A 13,760-nucleotide genomic window follows, 5' to 3' on the forward strand; every position below is an offset into this window, starting at 1 on the left:
AATGGATATCCTGCTTGTTGACGGCTACAACATCATTGGCGCATGGCCGGAGCTGGTCAGTTTGAAGAAGAGAGAACTTTCTGCCGCCAGGGACCGGCTGGTGGAAATCATGGCTGAATACCAGGCATATACCGGCTATCACGTCATCATTGTTTTTGACGCCCATTTTGTATCGGGAACCCAAAAGAAATATAAAAATTATAAGGTGGAAGTTATTTTTACAAAAGAAAATGAAACGGCGGATGAGCGGATTGAGAGACTGGCCATCGACCTCAGTAACCGCAAAACGCAGATACACGTAGCCACCTCAGACTACACCGAGCAGTGGGCAATTTTTGGACAGGGAGCCCTAAGGAAATCAGCAAGGGAGCTGCTTAACGAAACAAATTTAATCAGCAAAAAAATCGAGAAAAGCGTGAAAGTGATCCAGGAAAAGAAGCCAAGTGCCAAGATTCCGCTTACAAAAGAAGTGGCAGAAATTTTTGAAAAATGGCGCAGAGGTGAACATTGACCTGTTGACGTCTTAAAAAAGCCTGCTGTATAATATTTCTAACTGTATGTGCGGGCGGGGGGATCGAAATGAGTGCTGACATCGGGAATCGTTTAAATGAAGCTTATTTGTTGATGGAAGATGAAGAAATTGTAGAAGCAGTGCACAAAGGAGAAAGTGATGCACTTGATTTTCTGATTCACAAATACAGGAATTTTGTTCGGGCGAAAGCACGGTCATATTTCCTGATTGGAGCAGATAAAGAGGACATCGTGCAGGAAGGAATGATCGGCTTATATAAAGCGATCCGTGATTTCCGAGAGGACAAGCTAACATCATTCAAAGCATTTGCAGAACTATGCATTACCCGTCAGATCATTACGGCCATCAAGACGGCCACAAGGCAAAAACACATCCCGCTTAATTCCTATGTTTCCCTGGACAAGCCGATTTATGATGAAGAATCGGACCGGACGCTGATGGATGTTTTATCCGGAGCCAAAGTGATGGACCCCGAAGAGTTATTTATCAACCAGGAAGAGTTTGACCAGATTGAAGTGAAAATGTCAGAGCTGCTGAGTGATCTTGAACGAAAAGTGCTCGCATTATATTTGGACGGACAATCCTACCAGGAAATCTCTGAAGAGCTGAATCGCCATGTCAAGTCAATTGACAATGCGCTTCAGCGCGTGAAGCGGAAGCTGGAGAGGTATCTTGAGCTGAGAGAGCTGTCGGTATAAGGTGAATTGCCGAAAAATAGCCGCAAAACTGACTTTTAATATCGCCACCTCTTATTGACACAAGCTATCAGCCATGGTATCTTTTTAAAGATATAATAGATGGCGGTTTCATGACATCAGATTGGAATCAGCCTGTTGAAGCGGGTGTAGTGTCAATGAACAACAAAGTGACTCTTGCTTGTAAGGAATGCGGTTCCCGCAATTATTCCACGACAAGCAACAAGCAAACGCAAACAGAACGGCTGGAGCTGAAAAAGTACTGCAGCAACTGCGGTGCCCATACAGTTCATAAGGAAACGAAATAAGGTTTTCAGATAGATCATCATATGGAATCCCGATAAGTTGGAGGTTACAAAATGCAGCGCATCACTAATTTTTTCAGTGAAGTTGGACGTGAAATGAGAAAGGTCAGCTGGCCTAGACGCAAAGAACTGACTCGCTATACGATGATAGTTCTGTCTACAGTTGCTTTTGCTGCTCTATTCTTCGCAGTGTTAGACCTTGGTATTTCTGAATTGATTCGCTTAATTCTTGAATAACCAATACGCACTCATGGTATAATGGAAAATATAAACGCAGGACAAGTTTAAAAGCCCGGATAACGGGTTTTTTATTTGCTTGAAAAATTCGCATTCAACGTCTGGGCTGCAGTGTTCGCTTAAACTGTAACACCCGGAAGTTTGGAAATGGGGAGGGACGGACGATTTAGTCCTCGATAATGGAAAAGAATTGGTATGTAGTGCATACTTACTCAGGCTACGAGAACAAGGTCAAGACAAATCTTGAAAAGCGCGTTGAAACAATGGGCATGCAAGATAAGATCTTCCGGGTTATAGTACCTGAAGAAGAAGAAACAGATTTCAAAAATGGTAAAAAGAAAGTTGTTAAGAGAAAGACGTTCCCTGGCTATGTCCTGGTAGAAATAGTCATGACGGATGATTCCTGGTATGTTGTCCGCAACACGCCTGGTGTAACTGGATTCGTTGGCTCTTCTGGTGCAGGCTCAAAACCAACCGCGTTATTGCCTGAAGAAGTAACGTTTATCCTCAAGCGCATGGGAGTGGTGGAGCAGAAGGTTGATATCAACTTCGAACTTGGTGAAACTGTCCAGGTAAGCGAAGGGCCGTTCGCCAACTTCACAGGGACAATCGAAGAAATCGATAAGGACAAGGCGAAGCTTAAAGTTCTTGTCAATATGTTCGGCCGCGATACTCCGGTAGAGCTCGAATTTTCGCAGATTGAAAAAATATAATCTGAAATAGCTTGAAATCAACTTTAAAAAGTGTTAATATTTCATAGGTCAGTATGTCTTGGACGATTGACAGATTATATGTCAAGTTCTTTATTTTATATAAAGACTTTTAAAATGAGTGGGAGGGGAAAATCCCCTATTACCACATCACGGACTTTAAGGAGGTGTGTCTCGTGGCTAAAAAAGTAATTAAGATGGTTAAGTTGCAAATCCCTGCTGGTAAAGCCAATCCGGCACCACCAGTTGGACCTGCACTAGGTCAAGCCGGTGTTAATATCATGGGATTCTGTAAGGAGTTTAACGCTCGTACAGCTGATCAAGCTGGATTAATCATTCCTGTTGAAATTACGGTTTTTGAAGACCGTTCATTTACATTTATTACGAAAACTCCTCCTGCTGCAGTTCTTTTGAAGGTAGCAGCTGGAATCCAGTCTGGTTCTGGTGAACCGAACCGTAATAAAGTAGCAACAGTCAAGCGTGATAAAGTACGTGAGATTGCTGAACAGAAAATGCCTGACCTGAACGCAGCTAGCGTTGAAGCAGCAATGCGCATGGTTGAAGGTACTGCACGCAGCATGGGAATCACAATCGAAGATTAATTTCTGCTGCAGAGGATTGATAGGTTGCGTAGCTGAATTTGATTTCACTCGCAACCTTTTATCTGTCTGATACGGCGCCTTTAGGGCGCCTTCGCTTTTCGTTGTCTAGCTTAGACGTCATAAGGCGCCTTCGCTTTTCAACTTGTCTGGCTTTGGCACCTGACAAAGGTGCCTCCGCTTTTCAAAGTGGGAGGTTATTCCGTTAAAACCACAATATAGGAGGAAATTAAAATGGCTAAAAAAGGTAAAAAGTATCTAGAAGCTGTAAAGCTTGTAGATCGCTCTCAAGCATATACAGTTGCAGAAGCAGTTGATCTTGCTAAGAAGACAAGCACTGTGAAATTCGACGCTACAGTTGAAGCTGCTTTCCGTTTGGGTGTAGACCCTAAGAAAGCTGACCAGCAAATCCGTGGAGCAGTTGTGCTTCCAAATGGTACTGGTAAAACTCAACGTGTTCTAGTATTCGCTAAAGGCGAAAAGGTAAAAGAAGCAGAAGCTGCTGGCGCAGACTATGTTGGCGATGCAGAATACATCACTAAGATCCAGCAAGGCTGGTTCGACTTTGACGTAATCGTTGCAACACCTGACATGATGGGTGAAGTTGGTAAGCTTGGTCGCGTATTGGGACCTAAAGGCTTAATGCCAAACCCTAAGACTGGCACAGTTACTTTCGATGTAACGAAAGCAGTTAACGAAATCAAAGCTGGTAAAGTAGAATACCGCGTTGATAAGTCTGGTAACATCCACGTACCTATCGGAAAAGTTTCTTTCGAAGACGGAAAGCTTGTTGAAAACTTCAACACAATCTTCGAAACTATGATGAAGGTTAAGCCAGCTGCAGCTAAAGGAACTTACATGAAGAACGTTACGATCTCTACTACAATGGGACCTGGCGTTAAAGTAGATCCTTCAACTGTAAAATAATAGTATTTGACAATTAAAGAAGCATTAGATATAATTCTTCTTGTTGTGAAAATAAAATAACATTTGTACCGCAGACAGCAGGGGCTTATAGCTTAATAACCTGCCGAGGTCATACGATAGAGCAACACTTTTACTATTGTATACTTCCTCCGTGTCTGTCCAGATGCGGAGGTTTTTATTTGATCGGTATAAATGCAAAAATCTACAGGAGGTGTAAGGATGAGCAATATCATCGAAGTGAAAAAGCAAATCGTTGACGAGATTGCTGGCAAACTAAAAGAAAGCAAATCAACAATCGTTGTTGATTACCGCGGACTTACAGTTTCTGAAGTAACTGAACTTCGTAAAGAGCTTCGTGAAGCTGGCGTAGAATTCAAAGTTTACAAAAACTCTATGACACGCCGTGCTGCTGAAGCTGCTGAACTTGCTGACTTAAACACATCTTTAACAGGTCCTAACGCAATCGCGTTCAGTACTGAAGATGTAGTAGCGCCAGCGAAGATTCTTAACGAATTCGCTAAAAAGCACGAAGCGCTTGAAATCAAGGCGGGCGTAGTTGAAGGCAACATCGTTACAGTAGAAGAAATCAAGGCACTTGCAGACCTACCGTCTCGCGAAGGTCTACTTTCTATGCTACTCAGCGTACTTCAAGCTCCAATCCGCAATCTTGCTCTTGCTGCAAAAGCTGTTGCAGAACAGAAAGAAGAGCAAGGCGCGTAAGTTAAAAATAATTACCGTTTAACAATAAAAAAACTAACCTATTAGGAGGAAACAAATCATGACTCAAGAACAAATCATTGAAGCAGTTAAAAATATGACTGTTTTAGAACTTAACGATCTAGTAAAAGCAATCGAAGAAGAATTCGGCGTAACTGCTGCTGCACCAGTTGCTATGATGGGTGGAGCTGCTGGAGCTGCTGCTGAAGAACAAACTGAATTTGACGTAGTACTTGCATCTGCTGGCGACCAGAAGATCAAGGTTATCAAAGTTGTTCGTGAAATCACAGGTCTTGGTCTTAAAGAAGCGAAGGAAGTTGTTGACAACGCTCCTAAAGCTCTTAAAGAAGGCGTTTCTAAAGAAGAAGCTGAAGAAATCAAAGCTAAGCTTGAAGAAGTTGGAGCTAACGTCGAAGTTAAGTAATCAACCTTACAATAAAAAGCTCGCTGCTAAAGCGGGCTTTTTTTTCGCTTTCAATCTTTGGTAGGTGAATGAAAAATAAGGTATTAACTTCGAGAAATGTCTAGCTCCAGCGCCTAGCCCCTCGAGACGCTTCGGTCCTGCCAATGAAGTCAAAGAACGACTTCAATGTCAGGCCCTCCAGCGCTTATCGGGGCTGATCAAGGCGCATCCGCTTTCCGTTTTTTGCTTTTTATTAATTAAAAGTTTATACTACCGCAGTAGCAATGCAATCCGCGATCGCATTCTTCAAATGAGTCCCCGTGGAGGTGAGAGATTTTGACTGAACATTATTACTCCCGCAAACCCAGTACCGAAAGCAATCCTGTGAAATGGCAAAGTGAATTGAAGAGGAATACCTTCCGCTTTAAGGTTGACAGTGGAGTTTTTTCGAAAAAGGAAGTCGATTTTGGATCAAGATTATTGATCGACACGTTCGAACTAAATAAAGCTGATGGATTGATTCTTGATGTTGGCTGCGGCTATGGGCCGATCGGACTTTCACTTGCCAAGGCTTATCCAGAAGCGATGGTCCACATGGTGGATGTCAATGAAAGAGCGATTATGCTTGCTGAGGAGAACGCGGCAGAAAATAAAATAGATAATGTGAAAATCTATGAAAGTGACCGGTTGACTGGAGTGAAGGAGAAAGGATTCGATGCAATCCTTACCAATCCGCCGATCCGTGCCGGAAAAAAGGTTGTGCATGATATTTTTGAACAAAGTTTTCTGCATTTAGCTGAAGGCGGAGAGCTTTGGGTGGTCATCCAGAAGAAACAGGGTGCGCCATCAGCAATGGAAAAAATGAAAGAGTTATTTGGTGAAGTAGGCATTGCGGCAAAAAGTAAAGGATACTTTATTCTCAAATCTGTTAAATGTTGACGTGAGAAAACCGCTATGTTAATATTATAAAATGCCAATATATTAGTTTCCTTTTCAATTGCTATTTTCATCGAAAGTTGTATAATTTTGGGCATAAAGGGAAAACTAACAAAATAATTGTTCGTTGCAGGAAATGTGGTTTTTAGGTGAAAACCCTTTTTCTTTTTGTCTTTTGAAATGGAGGAAACTTCATGGACAAGACAGGGATAGATGAATAATAACGCTTGATTTGAGGGGTGAATCAGTTGACAGGTCAACTAGTTCAGTATGGACGACACCGCCAACGTAGAAGTTATGCTCGCATCAGTGAAGTTTTGGAATTGCCGAATTTGATTGAAATTCAAACCTCTTCCTATCAGTGGTTTCTTGATGAGGGCCTCCGTGAAATGTTCCAGGACATTTCACCGATTGAAGACTTTACTGGTAACTTATCGTTAGAGTTTATCGATTACAGTCTTGGCGAACCGAAATATCCAGTGGAAGAATCGAAAGAAAGAGACGTCACTTACTCCGCACCATTGCGAGTAAAGGTCCGCCTTGTGAATAAGGAAACAGGTGAAGTAAAGGACCAGGATGTCTTCATGGGCGATTTCCCGCTTATGACAGAAACTGGCACGTTTGTAATTAACGGTGCTGAAAGGGTTATCGTTTCCCAGTTAGTGCGCTCACCAAGTGTGTACTACAGCGGAAAACTTGATAAGAACGGGAAGAAAGGGTTCACTGCGACCGTTATTCCTAACCGTGGCGCCTGGTTAGAGTATGAAACAGATGCCAAGGATGTTGTATATGTAAGGATCGATCGTACGAGGAAACTCCCTGTTACGGTTCTTTTGCGTGCATTAGGGTTCGGTTCTGATCAAGAAATCATTGATCTGATCGGTGATAACGAATATATCCGTAATACTCTTGAAAAAGACAATACGGAAAGTACGGAAAAAGCGCTTCTTGAAATTTATGAGCGTCTCCGTCCAGGCGAACCGCCTACAGTTGACAACGCAAAAAGCCTTCTGGTATCAAGATTCTTTGATCCAAAGCGCTATGACCTTGCAAATGTAGGGCGTTATAAAATCAACAAAAAGCTTCATATTAAAAACCGTTTATTCGGGCAAAAGCTTGCTGAAACATTAGTAGACCCAGAAACAGGAGAAATCATTGCCGAGAAAGGCGTCACTTTAGACCGCCGTACACTCGATAAGATCATACCTGCGCTGGAGAAGAATGTTGGCTTCAAGGATTTCAGCCCATATGGCGGCGTGGTTGAAGAGGACGTAACGCTGCAAAGCATTAAAATCTACTCTCCGAACGATGTTGAGGGCGAGAAAGAAATTAATGTTTTAGGAAACGCCTATGTCCCTGAACCGATCAAAAACATCACGCCTGCTGATATCATTTCATCCATCAGCTACTTCTTTAACTTGTTGCATGGTGTTGGCGATACGGATGACATCGACCATTTAGGAAACAGACGCCTTCGTTCTGTTGGTGAACTGTTGCAGAACCAATTCCGTATTGGTTTGTCCAGAATGGAGCGTGTAGTCCGTGAAAGAATGTCCATCCAGGATACAAATACGATTACACCACAGCAATTAATCAATATCCGCCCGGTAATTGCGTCCATTAAAGAGTTCTTTGGAAGCTCCCAGCTTTCACAGTTCATGGACCAGACAAATCCGCTGGCTGAATTGACACATAAAAGGCGTCTATCTGCATTGGGACCTGGTGGTCTTACACGTGAACGCGCTGGTTTCGAAGTGCGTGACGTTCACTATTCCCACTACGGACGTATGTGCCCGATTGAAACGCCGGAAGGTCCAAACATCGGTTTGATCAACTCACTTTCAAGTTTCGCTAAGGTTAATCGCTTCGGATTCATTGAGACTCCGTACCGCCGCGTTGATCCTGAAACAGGTAAAGTGACAAGCCATTTTGATTACTTAACAGCTGATGAAGAAGATAACTATGTAGTTGCACAGGCGAATGCTCGTCTTGCTGATGATGGTTCTTTCATTGATGATGAAGTAATAGCCCGTTTCCGTGGTGAAAACACAGTCGTCAAACGTGACCGCGTCGATTATATGGACGTATCACCTAAGCAGGTTGTATCTGCAGCGACTGCGTGTATCCCGTTCTTGGAAAACGATGACTCCAACCGTGCACTAATGGGTGCGAACATGCAAAGACAGGCTGTTCCGTTAATGCAGCCGGAAGCACCAATCGTAGGTACGGGAATGGAGCACGTGAACGCAAAGGATTCCGGTGCTGCAGTAATCTGTAAGCATGAAGGAATTGTAGAACACGTTGAAGCGCGTCAAGTATGGGTTCGCCGTGTTACTGAAGTAGACGGTCAGGAAGTTAAGGGTGACCTTGATAAATACCGCATGCTTAAGTTCATTCGTTCCAATCAGGGTACTTGTTATAACCAGCGCCCAATCGTAAGCCTTGGTGACCGTGTAGTTAAAGGAGAAATCCTTGCTGACGGACCATCAATGGAAAAAGGTGAACTGGCACTAGGACGTAACGTTCTTGTTGGGTTCATGACATGGAATGGCTATAACTATGAAGATGCCATCATTATGAGTGAGCGCCTTGTTAAAGATGATGTTTATACATCAATCCATATAGAAGAATACGAATCAGAGTCCCGAGATACTAAGCTTGGACCTGAAGAAATCACACGCGATATCCCTAACGTCGGGGAAGATGCATTGAGAAATCTTGACGAGCGCGGAATCATCCGTGTTGGTGCCGAAGTAAAAGACGGAGATCTTCTTGTCGGTAAGGTAACACCTAAAGGGGTTACTGAATTGACAGCTGAAGAACGCCTCTTGCATGCAATCTTTGGTGAAAAAGCAAGGGAAGTCCGTGATACATCATTGCGTGTTCCACACGGCGGCGGCGGGATTGTCCTTGACGTCAAAGTGTTCAACCGCGAAGATGGCGACGAGCTCCCTCCTGGAGTGAACCAGCTGGTCCGTGCTTACATCGTTCAGAAGCGTAAGATATCTGAAGGTGATAAGATGGCGGGACGCCACGGTAACAAAGGGGTTATCTCGAAAATCCTTCCGGAAGAGGATATGCCTTTCCTGCCGGACGGAACACCAGTCGATATCATGCTTAACCCACTAGGGGTACCATCACGTATGAACATCGGTCAGGTTCTTGAGCTTCACCTTGGTATGGCAGCGCGCTACCTTGGAATCCATGTTGCTTCACCGGTATTCGATGGTGCTCGTGAGGAAGATGTATGGTCAACAATCCAGGAAGCTGGTATGGCCAGAGATGCGAAAACTGTCCTATATGATGGACGTACAGGTGAACCATTCGATAACCGTGTATCTGTCGGTGTCATGTACATGATCAAGCTTGCTCACATGGTAGACGATAAGCTTCATGCTCGTTCTACTGGACCATACTCACTTGTTACGCAGCAGCCACTCGGCGGTAAAGCTCAGTTCGGCGGACAGCGTTTCGGGGAGATGGAGGTTTGGGCGCTCGAAGCATACGGTGCTGCTTACACATTGCAGGAAATCTTAACTGTCAAGTCCGATGATGTTGTTGGACGTGTTAAAACATACGAAGCAATTGTAAAAGGTGAAAACGTACCAGAACCAGGCGTTCCTGAATCATTCAAAGTATTGATGAAAGAACTTCAGAGTCTTGGTATGGACGTCAAGATCCTATCAGGCGATGAAAAAGAAATAGAAATGCGCGATTTTGATGATGAAGAAGAATTGCAGCATGCAGAAACATTGACAATTGCTCCTGAAACAGAAGAAATGAATTCTGAAAAAGTAGGAATGAAAGAATAGGTCCATCTAATTGGCACACGTGAACAAACAGTTGAATAACAGTATTGTCCACGTGTGTTCCTTTTTGGGTGGCCATAAGGGTAAAACCCTAGATTAAAAGGGAGGTAGGCCCCTTGCTAGATGTTAATAATTTTGAGTACATGAAAATTGGCCTCGCTTCACCAGACAAGATCCGTTCGTGGTCTTTCGGTGAGGTTAAAAAGCCGGAAACAATCAACTATCGTACTTTAAAACCAGAAAAAGACGGCTTATTCTGTGAGCGTATCTTCGGACCGACGAAGGACTGGGAATGTCACTGCGGAAAGTACAAAAGAGTTCGCTACAAAGGCGTAGTCTGTGACCGATGCGGCGTTGAAGTAACACGTGCGAAAGTCCGTCGTGAAAGAATGGGACACATCGAGCTTGCAGCTCCTGTTTCTCACATCTGGTATTTCAAAGGTATTCCTAGCCGTATGGGACTTATCCTTGATATGTCTCCGCGCGCACTTGAAGAAGTTATTTACTTTGCTTCTTACGTCGTTACGGAAACTGGCGACACTGCCCTTGAGAAGAAGCAGTTGTTGTCAGAAAAAGAATACCGCGCTTATCGTGAAAAATACGGTAACAAATTCCAGGCGGCAATGGGAGCAGAAGCAATCAAAAAGCTGCTTTCAGATATCGACCTTGATAAAGAAGCCGACATGCTGAAGGAAGAATTAAGAACAGCACAAGGCCAGCGTCGTACTCGTGCGATCAAGCGTCTTGAAGTAGTTGAAGCGTTCCGTGGTTCAGGCAATGAGCCATCTTGGATGATCCTTGATGTCCTCCCTGTCATCCCGCCGGAACTTCGCCCGATGGTACAGCTTGATGGCGGTCGATTCGCAACTTCCGACCTGAACGATTTATACCGCCGAGTAATCAACCGTAACAACCGTCTTAAGCGTCTTCTTGACCTTGGTGCTCCTAGCATCATCGTTCAGAACGAAAAGCGTATGCTTCAGGAAGCTGTTGACGCGTTAATCGATAACGGCCGCCGCGGCCGTCCGGTAACAGGGCCAGGTAACCGTCCGTTGAAGTCCCTGTCTCATATGCTTAAGGGTAAGCAAGGTCGTTTCCGTCAAAACCTTCTTGGTAAGCGTGTTGACTACTCTGGCCGTTCTGTTATCGTCGTAGGTCCTAACCTGCAAATGTACCAGTGCGGTCTACCTAAAGAAATGGCACTTGAGCTGTTCAAGCCATTCGTAATGAAAGAATTAGTGCAAAAAGGTTTAGCGCACAACATTAAGTCTGCTAAACGTAAAATTGAGCGCGTTAGCCCTGAGGTTTGGGATGTTCTAGAAGATGTAATCAGAGAGCACCCGGTATTGCTTAACCGTGCCCCAACTCTTCATAGATTGGGAATCCAGGCGTTTGAGCCAACGTTAGTAGAAGGACGTGCAATCCGTCTTCACCCTCTAGTATGTACAGCTTATAACGCTGACTTCGACGGTGACCAGATGGCAGTCCACGTGCCACTTTCTGCTGAAGCACAGGCAGAAGCACGTCTATTGATGCTTGCTGCTCAAAACATCCTGAACCCTAAGGATGGAAAGCCAGTTGTTACTCCTTCCCAGGACATGGTTTTAGGTAACTACTACCTGACTTTGGAAAGAGAGGGTGCAGTTGGCGAAGGTATGGTATTCAAGGATACAAATGAAGCGTTGATCGCATACCAGAATGGCTACGTACATCTTCATACTCGTATTGCTGTTGCCGCATCATCACTTGGCAACCAGACATTCACTGAAGAGCAAAATGGCCAGCTCTTGATCACGACAGTCGGAAAGTTGATTTTCAATGAAATCCTTCCAGCGTCATTCCCTTATATCAATGAGCCTTCCAAGCAAAATCTTGAGGAGAAAACTCCAGAAATATATTTTGTTGAAAAAGGTGCGGATATCAAGGAAGTTATCAAGAGCATGAAATTGGTGGATCCGTTCAAGAAGAAAATTCTCGGAAACATCATTGCTGAAGTGTTCAAGAAGTTCAAAATCACTGAAACATCAAAAATGCTTGACCGTATGAAGGGTCTTGGCTTCACATACTCGACTAAAGCGGGTATTACGGTTGGTGTGGCTGATATCGTGGTTCTTAAAGAGAAGCAGGAAATCATTTCAGAAGGACAAAAAAAGGTAGATAATGTTCTTAAGCAGTTCAGACGCGGTTTGATTACCGAGGATGAGCGTTATGATCGCGTAATTTCTATCTGGAGCCAGGCGAAGGATAATATCCAGGCTAAGCTAATGAAATCACTAGATAATTCAAACCCTATCTTCATGATGAGTGACTCCGGTGCCCGTGGTAACGCGTCCAACTTCACGCAGCTTGCTGGTATGCGTGGTCTGATGGCCAACCCGGCTGGACGAATCATCGAGTTGCCGATCAAGTCAAGTTTCCGTGAAGGTCTGACAGTATTGGAGTACTTCATCTCCACTCACGGTGCTCGTAAAGGTCTTGCCGATACAGCACTTAAGACTGCTGACTCAGGTTACCTGACTCGCCGTCTCGTAGACGTGGCACAGGATGTTATCGTTCGCGAAGACGATTGCGGTACAGACAGAGGTTTATTTATCAAATCACTTAAAGATGGTACCGAAGTAATCGAACCTCTAGATGAGCGTTTAATTGGCCGTTATGCAAGAAAGGCAATCAAGCATCCTGAAACAAAGGCTGTGATTGTACCTGAAAACGGATTGATTACAGAAGACTTGACTGTTGAAGTAATAGAAGCAGGGATCGAAGAAGTATGGATCCGCTCTGCATTCACATGTAATACACGCCATGGCGTATGTAAGAAGTGTTACGGCCGCAACCTTGCGACCGGCCAGGAAGTCGAAGTTGGCGAAGCGGTCGGTATCATTGCTGCCCAGTCAATCGGTGAGCCAGGTACTCAGCTTACAATGCGTACATTCCATACGGGCGGTGTTGCAGGAGACGATATCACACAAGGTCTTCCGCGTATCCAGGAATTGTTCGAAGCACGTAATCCTAAAGGGCAAGCTGTCATCTCTGAATTGGAAGGTGTCGTAGTCGGCATCAACGAAGGAAAAGATCGTCAGCAAGAAATCGTCATTCAGGGTGAAATCGAAAGCCGCACATACAATGCGCCATATACAGCACGCCTAAAGGTTGCTATAAATGACCATGTAGAACGCGGTCAGGAACTCACTGAAGGTTCAATCGACCCTAAGGAACTTTTAAGAGTCAAAGACGTTCAATCCGTGCAGGAATACTTATTGAAAGAAGTTCAAAAAGTATACCGTATGCAGGGTGTTGAAATCGGCGACAAGCACGTAGAAGTAATGGTTCGCCAGATGATGCGCAAGATCAGGGTTATCGACGCTGGTGAAACAGATGTACTACCAGGTACATTGCTTGAGATCCATCAGTTCACTGACGCTAACCGCAAAGCACTTCTTGAAGGAAAAATGCCAGCAACAGGACGTCCAGTATTGCTTGGTATCACAAAAGCATCACTTGAGACGGATTCATTCCTGTCTGCAGCATCCTTCCAGGAAACAACAAGAGTGCTTACAGATGCTGCGATCAAAGGCAAGCGCGATGAGCTTCTCGGCCTGAAGGAAAATGTTATCATCGGTAAACTCGTTCCAGCAGGAACAGGCATGCAGCGATACAGAAGAGCTGAGCCAATCTCAATGGAAGAAGAAAATGCCGAAGATGTAATCACTGTAGAATAAAATAAGAAGCGCGGTGCTCTCTGCCACGGCAGAAAGTGCCGCCTTTTTAAAGAAAAAAAGAATGGGTCTATGAATAAAAACAGCAATCTAGCGAAAAAAGTTTTTCAATGCTGTTGACATACCTTGCGCTAAGTGTTAATATTTCAAAGGTGCTCCTATTTACCGGTTACT

Annotated in this window: 12 protein-coding genes and 1 other annotated feature; all 12 genes read left to right on the top strand. The window is 44.2% G+C overall.

Annotated elements, in window-relative coordinates:
• The first annotated feature begins 1 nt into the window (after window position 1).
• The 12 genes from AC0VX7_RS00630 to rpoC all read left to right on the top strand — a co-directional run bounded on the left by AC0VX7_RS00630 (window position 2) and on the right by rpoC (window position 13,589).
• Window positions 2-511: an NYN domain-containing protein gene (locus AC0VX7_RS00630; protein ID WP_041966539.1), complete on the top strand. Its 510-nt coding sequence runs from the start codon at window positions 2-4 to the stop codon at window positions 509-511.
• Window positions 512-579: 68 nt separating this feature from the next.
• A complete protein-coding gene (sigH, locus tag AC0VX7_RS00635; RefSeq protein ID WP_215033403.1) occupies window positions 580-1,230 on the top strand; it encodes an RNA polymerase sporulation sigma factor SigH in 651 nt (216 codons plus the stop codon).
• A gap of 110 nt (window positions 1,231-1,340) precedes the next feature.
• A complete protein-coding gene (rpmG, locus tag AC0VX7_RS00640) occupies window positions 1,341-1,535 on the top strand; it encodes a 50S ribosomal protein L33 (protein WP_475426269.1) in 195 nt (64 codons plus the stop codon).
• A 51-nt stretch (window positions 1,536-1,586) separates the two neighbouring features.
• The gene (gene secE / locus AC0VX7_RS00645; protein WP_475426270.1) at window positions 1,587-1,769 is read left to right on the top strand and encodes a preprotein translocase subunit SecE; all 183 of its coding nucleotides are present in this window, start codon (window positions 1,587-1,589) and stop codon (window positions 1,767-1,769) included.
• A gap of 179 nt (window positions 1,770-1,948) precedes the next feature.
• Window positions 1,949-2,482 (top strand): transcription termination/antitermination protein NusG, encoded by a 534-nt coding sequence (gene nusG / locus AC0VX7_RS00650; protein ID WP_215033411.1) that lies wholly within the window; start codon window positions 1,949-1,951, stop codon window positions 2,480-2,482.
• A 173-nt stretch (window positions 2,483-2,655) separates the two neighbouring features.
• Window positions 2,656-3,081 (top strand): 50S ribosomal protein L11, encoded by a 426-nt coding sequence (gene rplK, locus AC0VX7_RS00655; protein ID WP_023626445.1) that lies wholly within the window; start codon window positions 2,656-2,658, stop codon window positions 3,079-3,081.
• Between the two features lie 231 nt (window positions 3,082-3,312).
• Window positions 3,313-4,005 (top strand): 50S ribosomal protein L1, encoded by a 693-nt coding sequence (gene rplA / locus AC0VX7_RS00660; RefSeq protein ID WP_475426271.1) that lies wholly within the window; start codon window positions 3,313-3,315, stop codon window positions 4,003-4,005.
• 50 nt (window positions 4,006-4,055) lie between these two features.
• Window positions 4,056-4,192 (top strand) — a sequence feature (ribosomal protein L10 leader region).
• Between the two features lie 32 nt (window positions 4,193-4,224).
• Entirely contained in the window at window positions 4,225-4,725 is a 501-nt protein-coding gene (gene rplJ / locus AC0VX7_RS00665; protein ID WP_041966534.1) for a 50S ribosomal protein L10, read from the top strand.
• Between the two features lie 58 nt (window positions 4,726-4,783).
• Entirely contained in the window at window positions 4,784-5,146 is a 363-nt protein-coding gene (rplL, locus tag AC0VX7_RS00670; RefSeq protein WP_041966533.1) for a 50S ribosomal protein L7/L12, read from the top strand.
• A 315-nt stretch (window positions 5,147-5,461) separates the two neighbouring features.
• Window positions 5,462-6,064 carry a class I SAM-dependent methyltransferase gene (locus tag AC0VX7_RS00675; RefSeq protein WP_475426272.1) on the top strand — a complete coding sequence of 201 codons (603 nt, stop codon included), beginning with the start codon at window positions 5,462-5,464 and terminating at the stop codon, window positions 6,062-6,064.
• Window positions 6,065-6,309: 245 nt separating this feature from the next.
• The gene (gene rpoB / locus AC0VX7_RS00680; protein WP_415801158.1) at window positions 6,310-9,873 is read left to right on the top strand and encodes a DNA-directed RNA polymerase subunit beta; all 3,564 of its coding nucleotides are present in this window, start codon (window positions 6,310-6,312) and stop codon (window positions 9,871-9,873) included.
• 113 nt (window positions 9,874-9,986) lie between these two features.
• The gene (gene rpoC, locus AC0VX7_RS00685) at window positions 9,987-13,589 is read left to right on the top strand and encodes a DNA-directed RNA polymerase subunit beta' (RefSeq protein ID WP_475426273.1); all 3,603 of its coding nucleotides are present in this window, start codon (window positions 9,987-9,989) and stop codon (window positions 13,587-13,589) included.
• Window positions 13,590-13,760: the final 171 nt, after the last annotated feature.

The organism is Mesobacillus sp. QJM3NY_10 (assembly GCF_056173465.1).

Excerpts from the sequence above, each read along its gene's own strand:
- AC0VX7_RS00630 (WP_041966539.1), top strand. The coding sequence starts at position 2 with ATGGATATCCTGCTTGTTGACGGCTACAACATCATTGGCGCATGGCCG.
- sigH (WP_215033403.1), top strand. The coding sequence starts at position 580 with ATGAGTGCTGACATCGGGAATCGTTTAAATGAAGCTTATTTGTTGATG.
- rpmG (WP_475426269.1), top strand. The coding sequence starts at position 1,341 with ATGACATCAGATTGGAATCAGCCTGTTGAAGCGGGTGTAGTGTCAATG.
- secE (WP_475426270.1), top strand. The coding sequence starts at position 1,587 with ATGCAGCGCATCACTAATTTTTTCAGTGAAGTTGGACGTGAAATGAGA.
- nusG (WP_215033411.1), top strand. The coding sequence starts at position 1,949 with ATGGAAAAGAATTGGTATGTAGTGCATACTTACTCAGGCTACGAGAAC.
- rplA (WP_475426271.1), top strand. The coding sequence starts at position 3,313 with ATGGCTAAAAAAGGTAAAAAGTATCTAGAAGCTGTAAAGCTTGTAGAT.
- rplJ (WP_041966534.1), top strand. The coding sequence starts at position 4,225 with ATGAGCAATATCATCGAAGTGAAAAAGCAAATCGTTGACGAGATTGCT.
- rplL (WP_041966533.1), top strand. The coding sequence starts at position 4,784 with ATGACTCAAGAACAAATCATTGAAGCAGTTAAAAATATGACTGTTTTA.